At 53.4% G+C, this 16,545-nt stretch carries 15 protein-coding genes; 3 read left to right on the top strand and 12 right to left on the bottom strand.

What is annotated here, in order from left to right; genetic code table 11:
* Positions 1-14 precede the first annotated feature (14 nt).
* Genes CJD38_RS12125 through CJD38_RS12115 form a run of 3 tightly spaced genes read left to right on the top strand, consistent with a single transcriptional unit; the run spans position 15 to position 3,599 of the window.
* Positions 15-1,010: a DUF58 domain-containing protein gene (locus tag CJD38_RS12125; RefSeq protein WP_107940617.1), complete on the top strand. Its 996-nt coding sequence runs from the start codon at positions 15-17 to the stop codon at positions 1,008-1,010.
* Positions 1,007-2,974 carry a transglutaminase TgpA family protein gene (locus CJD38_RS12120; RefSeq protein ID WP_107940616.1) on the top strand — a complete coding sequence of 656 codons (1,968 nt, stop codon included), beginning with the start codon at positions 1,007-1,009 and terminating at the stop codon, positions 2,972-2,974. The genes CJD38_RS12125 and CJD38_RS12120 overlap by 4 nt, the downstream gene beginning before the upstream one ends.
* 37 nt (positions 2,975-3,011) lie before the next feature.
* Positions 3,012-3,599 (top strand): lysophospholipid acyltransferase family protein, encoded by a 588-nt coding sequence (locus tag CJD38_RS12115; RefSeq protein WP_107940615.1) that lies wholly within the window; start codon positions 3,012-3,014, stop codon positions 3,597-3,599.
* On the opposite strand, the gene CJD38_RS12110 is transcribed toward CJD38_RS12115, so the two are convergent.
* The 12 genes from CJD38_RS12110 to pssA all read right to left on the bottom strand — a co-directional run bounded on the left by CJD38_RS12110 (position 3,596) and on the right by pssA (position 16,452).
* A complete protein-coding gene (locus CJD38_RS12110; RefSeq protein ID WP_107940614.1) occupies positions 3,596-4,393 on the bottom strand; it encodes an ABC transporter ATP-binding protein in 798 nt (265 codons plus the stop codon). The genes CJD38_RS12115 and CJD38_RS12110 overlap by 4 nt on opposite strands.
* Positions 4,394-4,403: 10 nt before the next feature.
* Positions 4,404-5,297, bottom strand: coding sequence for a nitrate ABC transporter permease (gene ntrB, locus CJD38_RS12105; protein WP_107940613.1), 894 nt, complete (start codon positions 5,295-5,297; stop codon positions 4,404-4,406).
* Between the two features lie 14 nt (positions 5,298-5,311).
* The gene (locus CJD38_RS12100; RefSeq protein WP_107940612.1) at positions 5,312-6,577 is read right to left on the bottom strand and encodes a CmpA/NrtA family ABC transporter substrate-binding protein; all 1,266 of its coding nucleotides are present in this window, start codon (positions 6,575-6,577) and stop codon (positions 5,312-5,314) included.
* A 19-nt stretch (positions 6,578-6,596) separates the two neighbouring features.
* Positions 6,597-7,796, bottom strand: a complete 1,200-nt coding sequence (locus CJD38_RS12095) for a hypothetical protein (RefSeq protein WP_107940611.1) — start codon at positions 7,794-7,796, stop codon at positions 6,597-6,599.
* 227 nt (positions 7,797-8,023) lie between these two features.
* Positions 8,024-8,686: an ANTAR domain-containing response regulator gene (locus CJD38_RS12090; protein ID WP_206362981.1), complete on the bottom strand. Its 663-nt coding sequence runs from the start codon at positions 8,684-8,686 to the stop codon at positions 8,024-8,026.
* An 86-nt stretch (positions 8,687-8,772) separates the two neighbouring features.
* The gene (locus CJD38_RS12085; RefSeq protein ID WP_107940610.1) at positions 8,773-9,993 is read right to left on the bottom strand and encodes an MFS transporter; all 1,221 of its coding nucleotides are present in this window, start codon (positions 9,991-9,993) and stop codon (positions 8,773-8,775) included.
* Between the two features lie 2 nt (positions 9,994-9,995).
* Positions 9,996-10,466, bottom strand: a complete 471-nt coding sequence (gene rimI, locus CJD38_RS12080; protein WP_107940609.1) for a ribosomal protein S18-alanine N-acetyltransferase — start codon at positions 10,464-10,466, stop codon at positions 9,996-9,998.
* Complete coding sequence (locus CJD38_RS12075) at positions 10,463-11,260, bottom strand: uracil-DNA glycosylase (RefSeq protein ID WP_107940608.1); 798 nt, start codon at positions 11,258-11,260, stop codon at positions 10,463-10,465. Before CJD38_RS12075 ends, rimI begins: the two co-directional genes overlap by 4 nt.
* 59 nt (positions 11,261-11,319) lie before the next feature.
* Positions 11,320-12,663 (bottom strand): hemolysin family protein, encoded by a 1,344-nt coding sequence (locus CJD38_RS12070; RefSeq protein WP_161554228.1) that lies wholly within the window; start codon positions 12,661-12,663, stop codon positions 11,320-11,322.
* A 90-nt stretch (positions 12,664-12,753) separates the two neighbouring features.
* Positions 12,754-14,442, bottom strand: a complete 1,689-nt coding sequence (leuA, locus tag CJD38_RS12065; RefSeq protein ID WP_107940775.1) for a 2-isopropylmalate synthase — start codon at positions 14,440-14,442, stop codon at positions 12,754-12,756.
* A gap of 259 nt (positions 14,443-14,701) precedes the next feature.
* Positions 14,702-15,673, bottom strand: a complete 972-nt coding sequence (locus tag CJD38_RS12060; RefSeq protein WP_107940606.1) for a tetratricopeptide repeat protein — start codon at positions 15,671-15,673, stop codon at positions 14,702-14,704.
* Complete coding sequence (gene pssA, locus CJD38_RS12055) at positions 15,670-16,452, bottom strand: CDP-diacylglycerol--serine O-phosphatidyltransferase (protein ID WP_107940605.1); 783 nt, start codon at positions 16,450-16,452, stop codon at positions 15,670-15,672. Before pssA ends, CJD38_RS12060 begins: the two co-directional genes overlap by 4 nt.
* Positions 16,453-16,545: the final 93 nt, after the last annotated feature.

Raw genomic sequence — 16,545 nt, 5'->3', positions numbered from 1 at the left:
GATTTATTAATCCAATGCGTTTCTGGCTGATCGCTAAGATCATTCTTCATCCTCTGCGCTACGCACAGGAGCGCATCGACGCATGGGTGTTAGCACGCGTTAAACGTCAGCCGGGCCCAATCGATATTCCACGCAATCGCGTTTACATCGTGCCGACACGCTTTGGCTACGGCTTCGCGATCATGGCGCTGGTGATGCTGATGGGCGCGATGAACTACAGCAACAGCATGGCCTTTGCGCTGACGTTTCTACTCGCAGGCCTCGGCATGATCTGCATGCACCACACGCACGCCAACATGCTGAACCTGCGTATGCACGCCGGAAAAACGCGTCCAGTTTTTGCAGGTGAAATTGCTCACTATGAAATTCATGTTGAGAACTTAGCGAAGAACCCGCGCTACGCCATCGGCTTGGCGTGGCCCAAACAAGAAGCCAACGCAACGATTGGCGATGCACCTGAGCAAGGCATTGCCGTAATGATTTTGACGCGACCAACGCTCAAGCGCGGTTGGCAGCCTGCAGGTGTCTACAGCATATTTACAGAATTTCCGTTGGGCCTGTTTCATGCGTGGACATGGGCCGACTTGGACATGAACTGTCTGGTCTATCCAAGCCCTGCTCCGCCCGGCATGGAATTGCCTGCAGTTGCTGGCGTTGGCGGGCACGCCAGCGGTGGCCGCAGCGGGCAAGATGAATTTGCAGGCCTGCGAAATTATCAACGCGGTGACACTGCAAGGTCGATCCATTGGAAGAGCTTGCCGAAGTTGCAGTCACCGATGGTCAAACAATTCACCGAGACCTTGGATCGCGAGCTTTGGTTGGATTGGAATGCGCTCTCACACCTCGACACTGAAGCGAGATTGTCTCAACTCACCCGCTGGGTACTCGAGGTTGAAGAACTAGGCTTGGCTTACGGTCTGCGCATGCCCGGCATCGTGCTGGAACCCGCACGCGGTGAAACCCATCAACATCAATGCCTGAAGCGCTTGGCGCTGTATGACATCGCATGATTGATTACCTCACCCAGACAACATTGCTTCGCTTGCTGGCCGTGCTGGTTCTAGTGCTCGCGCCGCACGTTGCACATTTGCCGATCTGGGAGAACCTGCTACTTGCTGCAGTCATCGCATGGCGTGCACTGATCTCAATACGCCAATGGCGCTTACCTGCGCCGTGGATACGTAACGTTATCTCGATCGCTTGTTTTGCAGCGGTCTATTTCAATTTCAGTAGCATCTCCGGACTCACCGCAGGCACTGCGCTGCTCAGCGTAATGGCAGTTCTCAAGTTGCTGGAGATGCGAGCACGCCGCGATGTGATGGTGCTTGTGCTGTTGATGTATTTCATCCTCATCACGCATTTCTTGTTTTCACAAGAAATCTGGACGATCGCTTATCTGCTATTCAGTGCTGTCTGCATCACCGCGCTGCTAATGGACTGCAATCACGCAGGCGAATCATTGCCAACGCGCGTGCTGCTACGTGCTGGAGCCATCATGGTGGCGCAAGCGGTGCCGCTGATGCTGATTTTCTTCGTACTGTTTCCACGCATCCCTGGACCACTATGGAGTTTGCCGACAGATAGCGGTGCTGGGCGCACTGGCCTGTCTGACAAGATGTCACCCGGCGACATTGCCTCGCTGATGCAAACCGATGAAGTGGTGTTTCGCGTGCGCTTCTCGGGTGACGTGCCAACGCCACAGCAACGTTATTGGCGCGGTCCAGTGTTCGATGAATTTGATGGACGCGGTTGGCAGTCTTCGAAACTGGCGACGCAAACTCGCACTGTGCCCACCATCACCATTGGCGAATCGCTTTCATATGAATTGACGATGGAAGCCAGCGGTTCGCGCTTGCTGCTCGCACTCGATACGCCAGCACCCAAGCAATTGCCGAATGACAGTACTCTGAATTACAGCAATGTGCTGACTACAGCGGGTCCGATCAACGAACGTAAAGTCTATAAAGGCACGGCTTACACGCAGTACGTTTTGCAGCCAACGCTCAGTGAAATGGAGCGCGCGCATTTCCTGCAAATCCCAGAAGGCTATAACCCGCGCACTCGTCAGTTAGCGCAGCAATGGCGTGGCAGCAGAATTAACGATGCTGAAATCGTCAATAAAGCCTTGCTGATGTTTCGCAGTGAGAAATTTTTTTATACCTTGCAGCCGCCCAAGTTGGGGCGCGACAGCATTGATGAATTTATCTTCAATACCAAACAAGGTTTCTGCGAACACTATTCCAGCAGCTTCACATTCTTGATGCGTGCCGCCGGCATTCCTGCACGAGTGGTTACCGGTTACCAAGGCGGCGAACAAAACCCGCTCGGCGATTACTACGTGATACGTCAGTACGACGCTCACGCCTGGAGCGAAGTGTGGCTCGCCGAAAAAGGTTGGGTTCGTGTTGACCCCACCGGCGCAGTGGCACCACAGCGCGTCGAACGCGGCTTCACATCATCCATTTCTCTGGCCAATGGCCTACCCGGATTTATTGTGCGGCAACAAAGCAATCCACTGCGCTTTGCACTCAATATGCGCTGGGATTGGGTCAATCAGAAGTGGAACGCTTGGGTGCTGGCTTACGGCCCTGACCTACAAGCGGATTTCTTGCGTAATTTTGGCATTGAAGATTGGAGCCAGATGATTCTGGTGATGACGGTACTGCTTCTATTAGGAACGCTTGCAGTCAGCCTACTCCTGATGCGTCAGTTCGCCACCGTCATTCCGCGCGATCATGCGCTCCGGCTTTGGCAACGTGTGCTGAAAAAACTGGCCAAGGTTGGCATCAGCCAAAATCCTGATGAAGGACCGCGCGATTTCGTTGATCGAATCACGCGAGATCACCCTGCATACGGGGACGGAATGCAGCGTGTGTTGCAAGCCTATTTGAAAATGCGTTACTTAGAGGAAGCGGATCAGACTGCAGAGCGAGAGCTCAATAATGCGGTCGCTGCATTTAAGCCACGACGATAGATCGGGCTGAAGTTTTTAATTACAGGGAAGAACAAGTATGGAAATTCCACCGCAGATTCCGCGTTGGGGAAATCGGCTCACACGCTGGGTCGGCCTGTGCGTGTTGCGCATGTTTGGTTGGCAATTGAATGTCGTGCTGCCCAACCGCCCTAAGATGGTGCTGATTTACGCACCACACACTTCCAACTGGGATTTTGCTTTTGGCCTTGCCGCAATTCTTGCGCTGCAAGTTCGCGTGCATTGGTTTGGCAAGCACACCATCTTTAGCCCGCCATTTAAAAACTTGCTAATTAAACTCGGCGGCATTCCGATTGATCGCAGCGCTGCTATCGGTGTTGTACAGCAAACAACGCAACGGTTTGCAGAAAAGGAGCAGCTACTGATTGGCATCGCTCCTGAAGGCACTCGCTCACTAGCGCTCAAGTGGAAGAGCGGTTTCTATCAGATCGCACATGCCGCTGGTGTGCCGATCCAGATTGCTTATCTCGATTACAAGAAAAAGGTCGTGAGCCTAGGACCGCTGATCGAGACCAGCGGCGATTACGCCGCTGATCTCGAAAAGATTCAAAGCTTCTACCGCGGCATCAATCCCTGCATCCCTGAAAAGTTTGCAGCACAGGGTTAAGCCGCAATAGCACCCGCACCGTGACCGGAGTGCAGGAAACGCAGCACTTCAGCGCGGTGGTGGATGTAGCGAGTATCTTCTGCCAACTGCAGACGATTACGTGGACGTGGCAAATCTACGCTCAAGATTTGTCCCACCGTTGCAGCAGGGCCGTTGGTCATCATCACGATTCGATCGGATAGCAACACCGCTTCATCAACGTCGTGCGTCACCATTACCACGGTGCTCTTCAAGCGCGCCTGAATCTCCATCAGAGAATCCTGAAGATTGGCGCGCGTCAGTGCATCCAAGGCGCCAAACGGCTCATCCATCAGCAACACCTTGGGCTCCATCGCCAAAGCGCGTGCGATACCCACACGCTGCTTCATGCCGCCTGAGATTTCGTTAGGACGCTTGTCACGTGCGTGCGTGAGCCCAACCAGCGCGAGCGCTTCATCTGTTCGTTCACGCATCTGAGTTTTGCTCTGATGACCCGAAAAAACTTTTTCTACCGCCAGGTAAACGTTGCCAAAACAAGTTAGCCAAGGCAGCAAAGAGTGGTTTTGAAAAACGACTGCACGCTCTGGGCTTGGGCCACTAATCTCACGTCCACCTAGCAGTGCTCCACCACTGCTCGCAGGCACGAGGCCTGCAATCAGATTAAGCACCGTCGATTTGCCACAACCAGAATGTCCGATGATCGAAACAAACTCGCCCTGCTCTACTTCGATACTGACATTCTGAACAGCCCGATAAATACCTTTACGAGTCTTGAACTCGATGGTGGCGTGATCCACTTCTAAATAAGCAGTCATTGATCGCTCCTTAGCGTTGGCGATAGTCAAAACGATTGGCGATAGCAGTCATGCCCTGCTCCATCAGCAGGCCCACAACACCGATCACAACAATCGCGATGAGGATATGTTCCATATTGAGGTTGTTCCACTCGTCCCATAACCAGAAGCCGATACCAACGCCACCGGTTAGCATTTCACTCGCAACAATCGCAAGCCAGGCAATACCGAGCGCAAGCTTTGCACCAGTCAGAACATAAGGAATGCTGGCCGGCAACAAGATGCGTGTGAACACTTTCCACTCAGACAGCTGCAGCACACGCGCCACATTCAGATAGTCCTGCGGAACGCTCGCCACACCCAAAGCAGTATTGATAATCATCGGCCAGACACTGCAGATGAATATGCAAAAGATCGCCGCAGGATTTGCGGCCTGAAAAATTGCTAAGCCAATTGGCAGCCAAGCCAGCGGTGACACAGGACGCAGGAGACTGATAATCGGACTTGCTGCTTTGCTCAATGAGGCAAATCGCCCAAGCGCAAAACCCAGCGGAATACCAATCAGTGCGGCAAGACCAAAGCCCTTAGCGACGCGTTCCAACGATGCCAAAAGATTCCAACCGACACCTTGATCATTGGGCCCATGTTGATAAAAAGGATCAGCGAAAACTTCTACGGCAGAGTGAAACGTCTTGCCGGGACCCGGCAGATATGCAGAGTGCTGCGCCGCAAAATACCAAAGGCCAAGCAATGCAATAATTCCTAGAACTCTTGGCAACACTGCCGACAAAATTCCTCGAATAGCATCTGCCCATGGCGTTCTTGCTGGGGGCTCAGGTGGAGGTACTGCGACAACCGACTTCGCCACAGGCTTGGGCTCCATCGATGTCGCCACACCTTTAACCAACATCAGATTCGCTGCCATCACCGTACTCCTATTCACGCCTTGATTTTGAAACTGCTGACGTATTCCTTCGCTTTGTTTGGATCAAACACCACGCCGTCGAATAGCGTCTCAGTCTTCATCGGATTGCTTGGCACTGCGATGTTCATCGACTTGGCCACTTCGGTGTAGAGCGAAACTTGATTGACTTGCTTTGCGACAGCCGCGTAATCGATGTCTTGCTTCAGCAGACCCCAACGACGTAGCTGCGTCAGGAACCAGATGCCGTGTGAGTAGTACGGGAAGTTGACCTGACCATCGTCGAAGAACTTCATGTAGTCAGGGTCTTTCCAGGTCTTGCCCAGGCCATTCTCGTAGTTGCCGAGCATGCGTCCCAAGATCACCGGAGACGGTGCGTTGACATAAGCCTTGCCACCAATAATTTCAGCGACCTTGGTGCGGTTGGCCATGGCATCGATGTACTGCGAAGCTTCAAGCACGGCACGCATCATTGCGCGCGTGGTGTTTGGATACTTATCAACGAATTCCTTCGTGGTGCCCAAAACCTTTTCTGGATGATCTTTCCAGATCGCCTGCGTTGTCGTCGCGGTGAAACCAATCTGATCGAAGATGGCGCGTGCATTCCACGGCTCACCCACACAGTAGCCGTCCATATTGCCGACGCGCATATTCGAAACCATTTGCGGCGGCGGAATGGTGATGTTCTTGATGTCGGTGAATGGATTGATGCCATTCGCGCCCAACCAGTAATACAGCCACATCGCGTGCGTGCCGGTTGGGAACGTCTGCGCAAAGGTGTATTCGCGCTCTTTCTTATCCACCAACTTCTTCAGACTCGCGCCATCAGTTACGCCCACGTCTTTCAATTTATTTGAAAGCGTAATCGCCTGACCGTTGTGGTTAAGGCCCATCAGAATCGCCATGTCTTTCTTCTGACTGCCGATACCCAGATGCGCGCCGTAAACCAAACCGTAGAGCACGTGCGCAGCGTCGAGTTGACCTAGAACCAATTTGTCACGTACCGCGGCCCAGCTCGCTTCTTTCGAAACAGTGACGTTGAGGCCGTACTTTTTGAACAAGCCCAGCTCTGAAGCCATAACGATGCTGGCGCAATCGGTCAGCGGAATGAAGCCGATAGTGAGATCCGTTTTTTCCAACGCGCCAGTTCCAGCCCATGCATTACTTTGGAATGAAGAAGGAATCACACCCGATGCCGCAATGCCGCCCACTGCAGCTGCTGCACTGAGAATGAAGCCGCGACGGGAAAGATTGGGGAAATTCTTTTGCTTGGTATCGCTCATAACATGCTCCTAGGTGTGCTTAGAATTTGTACTCGGCCTGTAACCAATATTTGTCGGCGTTCACAGAAAATGTATCTGCGCGATAGCCGGCGTATTTCGCAGTGACGCTAAAGTTGTCGTTGATGGCTTTCATCGCCTGCACGTCGTATTCCGTGCCGTACTTGGCGCCGCCGTTGTCAGAACGGAAATCGTGATAGAAGCCGAGCAATTTGATGCCTGCAGGCGCATCACCTTCGAGCTTCAAATAAGCGTCGCGAATGCCGCCGGTAGGCGTGTTCAGAAACTGATCCGCCCAACCTTGGAAAACGTGCAACGTTGCCAACGGTGTCTGGAATCCATAGGTGCCATCGCCGCCCAAAACTTCGTAGCCAAGCTTGGCGCTTACACCGTGGGAACTAGCGCCCAACTCCGCGAGGATGTACTGAGCTGAAACCGCGCTAGGTGAATCTTTGTAATGATTCTGGTGTGCGTATTCGGCGGTATAGAGCAGCTTGAAACCATCGAACGGAAATGCGCCGTTCGCACGTAATCCATAAGTCTGCGTGTCACGGCGCGTTGCCAGGTTCTGATCGAAGTCGAACAGATAAGCGTAGCCAACGAGATTGAGTTGAGTCGATGCTGCGTATGCCGCATTAAAGACTTGGCCATTGACCTTGAAGCCTTTGTAATTCTTATCGTCAACGCGACTTAAGTAAGCGTAAGTCAGCGTGGTCTTGGAAATTTTCGTGTTGACTGCGGTGAACGCATCAAAAGTGACTTCGTTCTGACGCCAACCCGAGTTACCGATAAAGCGCGCGTTATCGAGGATGAAACGCTGACGTCCCAACTTGAAAACGTTGCCTGCGATGCCGGTGTAACGCAGCGAGACTTGATTGAGTTCAGTGCCTTTGGGATCACCGATTGTGCTACGCGTTACTTTGCCGTTGGTCGTGCTGTTATATGCCTGAGGACCGAAAGGGAAAGTGCCCTCAAATTCGGTTTGTACATCGAGATCATTCCACCTGCCTGTGGTGTAGCCCACACGCGCCCGCACGGTGTATGCGTCCGCTGCATCTAATGCATTGTCCTGACTGACGTGCTCCCAACGTCCACGTACATCAAGATTAGGCGTGCCGCCAGACAAGGCGTAACGCAGTACATCAATCGAATCCGCCATTGCCGCTCCGGAGGTCAGCATCGTTGCAGCAGTGCAAAATGCGTAGCCCAAACTTTTCTTCATTCCCCATCTCCCTTGATGTGTTTTCGATCAACGCTGATCGAGCAATAAAAAAAGGCGCCGCCGCGAATCTTCTCGATTCGCGTGCAGGCGCCTTTGCCTTAAAACTAATATGTGTTGACGTAATCAGATGCCTGCCCGTCTTTGGGCTGCACCGGCTTTAATGTCGGTGCGTAAGCAATCTTGAGTGTCAGATGTAACCTAGCAAACGTCGTGCCAAGTATCGTTTTCTATGACAAACCCTCTTGTGAAAGCAGCGCGCGTGCAAAGTCAGCAAGACGTTGTTGACGTCGCATCGCCAAGCGGCGCATTACGCCGTAAGCGCGATCCTCACTAAAACCATGACGTTCCATCAAATGGCATTTGGCTTGATCAATACAACGACGGTCGCTGAGATCTTGCTGCGTCTTTGATAGCTCGGCATGTAATTGCCGATGGCTTTGAAAATGCAGCATCGCCACATCAACTAATGAGCGCACCACTGAAGACGAGAGGCCATCAACGACATAGGCACTGACACCGACGCTGGCAGCCGCACGTGTCAATGCAGCGTCAGCAACGTCGCTCATCATGATCATTGGCTTGGGGAAACGCTGACTCAGTGCACCGAGATGTTCCAGGGTGTCGCGCGTCGGTGAATCCGCATCGATGATCACTGCGTCGGGTTTCAGGTTACGCAGACCCGCATAAAGATCGTCGGTTTCACGCAGCACGGCGAGCACATGGAAACCCGATTCAACGAGGGCTTTTTCCATGCGCTCAGAGCGCTCAGTGCGGCTATCAATCAGGATTACGCGTAGCGTCATTATTTGAAACAAACGTCCAAGATCAGCATGGCGCATGGCGCCCTTTTGCATGAGTGGAGCAATATGCGTGCCGTCTGTATGGGGCACGTTCAACGCTTTGATGTGGCTAGATTTCTTCGAATAGCTCAAAACTCATGCACGCAAATGGTGCTTTATTTTGAGCCTGCGCCCGTTTAGCGCGTTGTTTCCGGACGCACTCGCGACAACAGCAGAGCGCCCAATATGAAGAACGGCAGCAGCGCGAGGATGGAGTAACGCTGGTCGCTAACAGCATTGGCAGTAACGGCAATCGCGATAGGTCCGCCAATCGCCGCGAATTTTCCAAGCATGTTGTAGAAGCCAAAGAACTCGCCCGCACGATCCAAGGGAATCAACTTGGCGTAATACGAACGTGACAGCGATTGGACGCCGCCTTGCACCAAGGCGATGACTGCAGCCATGCCATAGAACTGCGCTTCGGTTTGCAGCGTGAAGGCAAAGCAGGTCACCCCGGCGTAGACCGCCAAAGCCAGATAGATCGCGTTTTTGGTGCCTATGCGATCTGCCAGATAACCAAAGGCAATCGCTGCTGGAAAACCAATGAACTGCACCAGCAGCAAAGCCTTGATCAGCGCGGCCGGTTCAAAGCCGAGCTTGATGCCGTAGTCGACCGCCATGCGAATAATGGTGTCGACGCCATCGATATAGAGCCAATAAGCACAGAGGAACAGCAGTACCGGCTTCATCGTGACCAACTGCTTGGCGGTAGCCCACAACGCGGCAAATGAAGCATTGCCATCAGGCTTAGCTGTTTCTGGCACACGCAGAAACAGCGGAATCGAAAACACCAACCACCACACACCAACACTTAGAAATGAGAGCCGTGTGGCGATTGCAGCATCAGCCAATCCAAACACCTCTGGCTTCAGCACCATCGCGACATTGATCGCAAACAACAGACCACCACCGAGATAACCAAGGCCATAACCCAGCGCAGAGACACGATCCATCTCTTCTTTGTCTGCAACGTGAACGATCAGAGAATCGTAGAACGACAGACCGCCAAAGAAACCAATCGACGCCAAGGTGAACATGATCAGTGCTGATTGCCAGTCACCTTTGTCGATACCGTAGAGTCCCATCGTGGCGCCAGCGCCGAGCACCATCATCAAAAACAGAAAGCGCTTTTTGTAGCCCTTGCGATCAGCAACGCCGCCTAGCAGCGGTGCCATAATCATCACGATCAAACTCGCGATAGCCCCGCCCCAACCTAGCCACCAGGTGCGTTCAGCATCGGCGAGATCAGCGGCCCAATACTTGGCAAAGAAAATCGGGAAGAAACCTGCAAGCACTGTCGTTGCAAAGGCCGAGTTGGCCCAATCGTACATCGCCCATGAGAGTTGCCCGCGCTTCATGCTCAGAGCAATTCAAGCCCAAGCACGATGGCGTCTTCGCGCCCATCAAATGCGGGGTAATAATTTTTGCGCAGGCCCAGACGTTGAAAGCCGAGCGAGTCGTAGAGTTTGAAAGCGCCCTTGTTGGATTTACGCACTTCCAACAAAACAATCGTGCAATTGGCAGCGCGAGCCAAAGTGATTAGATGCTGCATCAAGAACAAGCCCAAGCCTTGGCGCTGCTGATTAGGGTCAACGCAGATATTCAAAATATGCGCTTCACCGACGGCCATGCTCATGAATGAGTAAGCCATCACTTCGCCAATCGTATTACTGACTATCCACGAGCTGTAACCGGTTTTGATGCAGTCTTTAAGAATGCCTTCAGTCCACGGAAACGGATACGCGCGTTCTTCAATCTCCAGCACTTGTGGCAGATGCGAAGGATGCATCGGCAACAATCGCCATTGCGATGGCTGGAGTTGTGCACTCATCCAGCTTTCTCAATATGGCGATAAACTTTCTTGAGATCGTCCCAGCTCTTCGCCTTCTCACGCGGACTACGCATCAAATACGCAGGGTGATACGTGATGAACAGCGGCGTTTTGTCTGGGCCATATTCGTGAATCGGGCCACGCAGCTTTGACAAGGGCTCGTCAGTTTGCAGCAAACGCTGTGCAGCGATGCGGCCTAGCGCGAGAATCATTTTTGGCTTAACCAATTTAATCTGCTGTTCAAGAAACGGACGGCAGGCTTCTGCTTCGTCAGCTTCAGGATCACGATTGCCAGGCGGACGGCACTTAACGACATTGGCGATGAACACGTTGTCTTTGCGTGAGCGGCCAATCGACTTGAGCATCTCGTCAAGCAGTTTGCCTGCGCGACCTACAAACGGTTCACCTGATGCATCCTCATCAGCGCCAGGGCCCTCGCCTACAACCATAAGCGAAGCATGTTCGTTCCCAGTACCAAATACTGTTTGCGTGCGCGTTGGGCAGAGCTTGCAGCGCTCACAGCTTTTTACCGCAGCGCGCAGGCCTTCCCAATCGGTCGGCGCGACATAATCCGTGCGCACAACAGCATTGCCTTTAGATGGACGCTCAGCGACTTTCGTAGCGACAACTGTTTCAGCAATAGGATTCAGGCGTGGACGACCACGGCTGCGTTTTTCGGCTTCTTCTTCAACTGGGGCTGCCGCCACTTCTGCAACAGCAGGCTCTGCGCCACGCGGCACCCATGCTTCGATTTCCAGTGCCTTGAGGACTTGTTTGCGCTTGGCGGTTTTCATGTGGTCATTCTGACATGCGGCTCACAATCTGACGACGTGCAAGCCCCGGAGTCCCTTCCTCAGCTATCCCCGGCTTCAGAGCGACGCGTCAGTACCATGGCCTCAATGCTGGCCCCGTCCATTTGCAGAACGGATGCTGAAAAAGTGCCGATTTCGGTGCTGTCTCCAACGCGTGGAATCTGCTCAAGCCGCTCGCGAAGCAGGCCATTCACCGTGTTCAGCGTTTCGCTCTCAGAAAGAGTGACGCCGATTTCGCGCTCAAGCATGTACAGCGGCGTCTCGCCGTGGACCAGCAAGGAGTTGCCATCCAGCCACCTTGGCACTCGGCTGCTTTGCTCGGGGCGGACCTTATCGTGCTCATCGGCGATCGGACCAAAGACGGCTTCCAGCACATCTTCCATCGTCACAAAACCGGCCAGCACGCCGTCTGTGCTCTCAACGAGTGCGAGATGAGTACTGCCCATGCGAAAGCCCCGTAGCAACTGGGCGACAGGCGTCTCTTCAGTGAAACGTTCGGCAGGTCGCAAGTGACTGCGAAGACGCGATGAATAATCCGGGCCGGGACCTTCAAGGAAAATATCCTTGAGGTGCAAGATGCCAAGAATCTCTTCGCTGTCCGCAGCGATAAATGGATAGCGGCTGTAACGGTGAACCTGCAGCGTGCGTAGTACTTCCGCGTGGCTCAGGTCGTCTGCGATGCCAATCAGGTCAAAGCGACTGCGCATGACATCGCCCGCCCACAAGTTCGGCAAATCCAATGTATGTGCGAGCATGCGGTTGAGATCGGAATCCCGCTCATCAGTTCCTGCACGACTGAGATGCAAAATCGTCCGCAGTTCTTCATGCGTGTATGGCACTTCGTACCCGTGCTTGGACTTATCCTCAAGGCCAATGCGACGCAGCATCGCGTTGGCGCTGGCATTGAGAAAATAAATAAACGGATACATCAGCCAATAGAACAAATAGAGCGGAATGGCCGTCCACAATGACATTGCCTCTGGCTTGCGGAGTGCAGCCGATTTTGGTGCCAGTTCGCCCACCACGATATGCAGATACGAAATTACGCCGAATGCAAAAATAAACGCGATGGTGTGAACTGTGGCCGGATCATTGTCGAGACCCATCATTGCAAGCGGAACTTCGATCAAGCGAGCAAAAGCGGGCTCACCAATCCAGCCCAAACCTAGCGATGCCAGCGTAATGCCCAATTGGCACGCCGATAGATAAGCATCCATGCGCTGATGCACTTTAGCCAGGATACGACCACGAATGCCGTTAACACGCTTAAGTTCTTCAACACGCGTATGACGTAGTTTGACGATCGCAAATTCTGCGGCAACGAAAAAACCGTTAAGCAAAACCAGCAGCAAGGCAAACAGCACCAGAACAATGTTTTCAGTCATACCCATCTATTTACCTGAACAACTAACCCGAGATTCTTGTGACATCAAATTTATAAAAAAGAGCCCGCTAATGCGGGCTCTTTACCTAGCTTAAGCAGCGGCCGATTTCGGCGCCGACGCTCGCGTACTGCGATTGAGACCACACAAGATCGCCTTGAGCGAGGCTGTAACAATGTTGGAGTCCATACCGACACCAAACAAAGGCTTGCCACCATCAACGCGCAGCTCGACATAAGTAATGGCTTTGGCATCCGCGCCCGCGCCGATGGCGTGTTCGTGATAATCCATCACTGTGATCTTTTGATTGCTGAGCTTCTGCAGCGCGGTCACAAAAGCATCAATCGGGCCGTTGCCTTGGCCAGAGATTTTTTGCTTGTTGTTACCGTCCTGCACTTCGGTGTTGAGCTCAACGATCTCGCGGGTTGAGTCCTCAATCAAATGATGAGAGACGTAGCTGTACGGCGCAGTTTCGAGATACTCGCGCTGGAAGATCGTCCAAAGATCAGCAGCCGTTACTTCCTTACCGCTGGCGTCGGTGACTTCCTGAACGACGCCGCTGAACTCAATTTGCAGACGACGCGGCAACACCGCGCCGTGCTCTGCCTCCATCAAGTAAGCGATACCGCCCTTGCCGGATTGTGAGTTCACGCGAATGACAGCTTCGTAGCTGCGGCCCAAGTCCATCGGGTCGAGCGGCAAGTACGGCATTTCCCAGATATCGCCTTCCTTGCGTGCAGAGAAAGCTTTCTTGATCGCGTCTTGATGAGAACCGGAGAAGCTGGTGTAAACCAAATCACCGACATAAGGATGACGCGGATGCACCGGCAACTGCGTGCAGTATTCAGCGCACTGACGAATCTCATCGATGTTGGAAAAATCCAAACCGGGATTGATGCCCTGCGAGTAAAGATTCAAAGCGATGTTGACGACGTCAACATTGCCGGTGCGCTCGCCGCTGCCGAACAAGCAACCTTCAACGCGATCAGCGCCGGCCATCACAGCAAATTCCCCAGCAGCAGTGCCGGTACCGCGATCGTTATGCGGGTGAACCGACAAGATGATCGCTTCGCGCTTAGCGACGTTGCGATGCATCCACTCGATCATGTCTGCAAAAATATTTGGTGTGGAATGCTCAACCGTTGAAGGCAGATTGATAATGACCGGGCGCTCTTTGGTCGCACCAATCGCTTCAACGACTGCATCCACTGCACGCTTGGAGAATTCCAATTCAGTGCCTGAGAACATTTCTGGCGAATACTCAAAGCGCCAATCGGTGCCCGGATTCTGCGCGGCCAATTCCTTGATCAAGGTTGCGTGCTTGATCGCGAGTTCTTCGATGACCTGATCCTGCGTCATATCGAACACAACGCGGCGCATCACTGGAGCGACGGCATGATAGAAATGCACGATCGCGCGTTTGGCACCTTTGAGCGATTCAAAGGTGCGACGAATCAACGCCTCGCGCGCAGGCGTGAGCACCTGCACAGTGACGTCGTCAGGAATCAAATTGTTGTCGATCAGATGACGCAAGAAACCGAACTCGGTTTCCGATGCGCTCGGGAAACCCACTTCAATTTCCTTGAAACCAATCTTGACCAGCTGTTCAAACATGCGAAGTTTGCGCGCCTGATTCATCGGCTCGATCAGCGCCTGATTGCCATCGCGCAGATCGGTTGAAAGCCAGATCGGAGCCTTGGTGATCACAGCATCCGGCCAAGTGCGGTCGCGCAAATGAACCGGCTTAAAGCTGCGGTATTTTTTCGAAGGGTCGGTCAACATCGTCATGAGAAACTCCAAATCTGCATTTTCAGTCGCGATAAATTCAGCGGACTGACGTAAGGTTTTTGTTTGTACTGGTCTTGGTTGGACGGTTTTGGCCCCGTGCCGGGCGCGGCGCTATGGTCTGCCTTACGGCAGAAGCGCGAGTGAAAGCAGTGCCAGCGAGCGCAGCTCAACGCCGCGAACGAGCGCGGGCGAAAAAGCGAAATGGCTGCGGAAAGTCGACATAGCCTGCTAAATATAGACCAAGGCACGCGGATCAGTCCAATTTCTTGAGTGCTGCGGCGGTTTCGGCGTTATCTGGATCCAGCTTCAAGGCCGTCTGGTAGGCATTACGCGCCGCATCCTTCTTGGCGCTCAGCGCAGATAAGCGTCCCAACACGCGGTAGCCCATCACTGGAGTGGGATCCTCGTCAGTCATCGGTCCGCGCGCCAAGAAAACTTTCACCTTCTCTAGGCCACTGTCCAAACGCTGATTCGCTAACGCCGCAGTATGGGCATAGTGGTAATAAGCGGCGGTTTCTCGGGGCAGCAATTGCATGACGTCTTCGAAGGTCGCAAATGCGGCATCGAAATTTTTTTGGATTTGTTGCAACTTGCCCAACTCATAACGTGGCGCTGCACTTTTAGGCGCAGCCTGAATCGCCGCACGAAACTCACGCTCTGCATCAACATAGCGTTTGTCATGAATGGCGATCACGCCATTAGCGATTGAACCTTCAGATCGATCCAACGCCATCAACCGCGCTGCTTCTGCAACGGCTTTATCGCGTCCACCGCCGATGATCGTTGGCGCAGCCAGATGAAATCTTACGAGGCCATCACGTACATCTACGGAACGCGGATCCACCAGCAATGCAGCGTCAAGATGCTGGTGTATTTCTTGAGCAAGACTGAGCTTGCGATAAAACGGCACGTCATCGATATACGCGCCAATCGCAGCAGAAATCCAAATGCGATAGTCGACGTTGTCCGGCTTCAACTCGACAGCACGACGCAGCAGTTGAACGGCGGTCTTGCGATGATTTTGACGAAGTTGGAGTCGGCCAAGATAAAACAACACGGCCGGATCGTTGGGGGTCTGCGCCTGCAACAGCGTGAATTGCCGTTGTGCTTCGTCGCTATGCATTGCCACAAACTCTGCACGCGCAGAGTCCAGCGTCACGTCAGCAGCGAATACCGCAGTGCCCAGCAGCAGCGCTAATAGCGCGCTGATCCCACGCAAAATCATGCCTGAGGAGCAGGCGTCGTTTTGCGATTCTTGTAGCGGCGCCACAAGGCCAGCACCGGACCTGACAATGCATAAATCAAGAACGTCAGGAAGAAGATATGGGGAGGGTCCATCGCAAACAAGGCGAGCAAGCCAACCATCACGACGATGTAGCGGAACGGCACCCTACCCTCGATCTTCACGGTCTTGAATGCCGCAAAACGGAAGTTGCTGACCATGAGAATGCCGGCACCTGCGGTCACAACCGCAGCGAGCAACATCACCACCCAGTTATCGCCAGACAGACCCGATTCGTTTGCCGCCCAAACATAGCCACCCACCAAGCCTGCTGCTGCTGGAGAAGGCAGACCAAAGAAATCGCCCGAGGCGCCACCGCGAGAAGCCAGCACATTGAAGCGTGCGAGACGCAGCGCCGCGCAAGCCGCATAGAGAAATGCCACGGCCCAGCCGACCTTGCCGCCCAGCCAGTGAACCTCGGCAAAGTGATTCAAGCTAAACGCGTAGATAACGATGCTAGCGGCAAAACCAAACGCGCCCATATCGCAGAGGCTGTCGTATTCCTTACCGAAATCGCTGAAGGTATTGGTGAGACGTGCGATGCGGCCATCGAGGCCGTCCGCGATCATCGCAGCAAGAATGCCTGCGGCTGCGGCGGAGAAATGTCCATCCATTGCAGAGATGATTGCGTAGAAACCGCCAAACAGGGTGCCGGTGGTGAACAGATTAGGTAGCAGATAAATGCCTCTGCGACGTTTTTTGCTGGCGCCCTGCTCATCCATACTCTTAATCTCTTAAGTCAGTTGCAACATCTTACGGTTGAAGTCCACAAAAGATAAGGGGCGCTTTCGCGCCCCTTAGTCTTTAAAGCAAGT

Origin of the sequence: Stenotrophobium rhamnosiphilum (assembly GCF_003052265.1) — a bacterium.
In the GTDB taxonomy this organism is placed as follows: domain Bacteria; phylum Pseudomonadota; class Gammaproteobacteria; order Nevskiales; family Nevskiaceae; genus Stenotrophobium; species Stenotrophobium rhamnosiphilum.
The sequence above is the reverse complement of the archived record's forward strand: the minus strand, read 5'-3'. Positions and strand labels throughout refer to the sequence as shown.

What these genes read in the sequence shown, in the direction of transcription:
- CJD38_RS12110 (WP_107940614.1), bottom strand. Translation starts at nt 4,393, where the DNA reads ATGACTGCTTATTTAGAAGTGGATCACGCCACCATCGAGTTCAAGACT.
- CJD38_RS12085 (WP_107940610.1), bottom strand. Translation starts at nt 9,993, where the DNA reads ATGAAGCGCGGGCAACTCTCATGGGCGATGTACGATTGGGCCAACTCG.
- CJD38_RS12070 (WP_161554228.1), bottom strand. Translation starts at nt 12,663, where the DNA reads ATGACTGAAAACATTGTTCTGGTGCTGTTTGCCTTGCTGCTGGTTTTG.
- leuA (WP_107940775.1), bottom strand. Translation starts at nt 14,442, where the DNA reads ATGTTGACCGACCCTTCGAAAAAATACCGCAGCTTTAAGCCGGTTCAT.
- CJD38_RS12125 (WP_107940617.1), top strand. Translation starts at nt 15, where the DNA reads ATGCGTTTCTGGCTGATCGCTAAGATCATTCTTCATCCTCTGCGCTAC.
- CJD38_RS12100 (WP_107940612.1), bottom strand. Translation starts at nt 6,577, where the DNA reads ATGAGCGATACCAAGCAAAAGAATTTCCCCAATCTTTCCCGTCGCGGC.
- CJD38_RS12120 (WP_107940616.1), top strand. Translation starts at nt 1,007, where the DNA reads ATGATTGATTACCTCACCCAGACAACATTGCTTCGCTTGCTGGCCGTG.
- ntrB (WP_107940613.1), bottom strand. Translation starts at nt 5,297, where the DNA reads ATGGCAGCGAATCTGATGTTGGTTAAAGGTGTGGCGACATCGATGGAG.
- CJD38_RS12075 (WP_107940608.1), bottom strand. Translation starts at nt 11,260, where the DNA reads ATGAAAACCGCCAAGCGCAAACAAGTCCTCAAGGCACTGGAAATCGAA.
- CJD38_RS12060 (WP_107940606.1), bottom strand. Translation starts at nt 15,673, where the DNA reads ATGATTTTGCGTGGGATCAGCGCGCTATTAGCGCTGCTGCTGGGCACT.
- rimI (WP_107940609.1), bottom strand. Translation starts at nt 10,466, where the DNA reads ATGAGTGCACAACTCCAGCCATCGCAATGGCGATTGTTGCCGATGCAT.
- CJD38_RS12095 (WP_107940611.1), bottom strand. Translation starts at nt 7,796, where the DNA reads ATGAAGAAAAGTTTGGGCTACGCATTTTGCACTGCTGCAACGATGCTG.
- pssA (WP_107940605.1), bottom strand. Translation starts at nt 16,452, where the DNA reads ATGGATGAGCAGGGCGCCAGCAAAAAACGTCGCAGAGGCATTTATCTG.
- CJD38_RS12115 (WP_107940615.1), top strand. Translation starts at nt 3,012, where the DNA reads ATGGAAATTCCACCGCAGATTCCGCGTTGGGGAAATCGGCTCACACGC.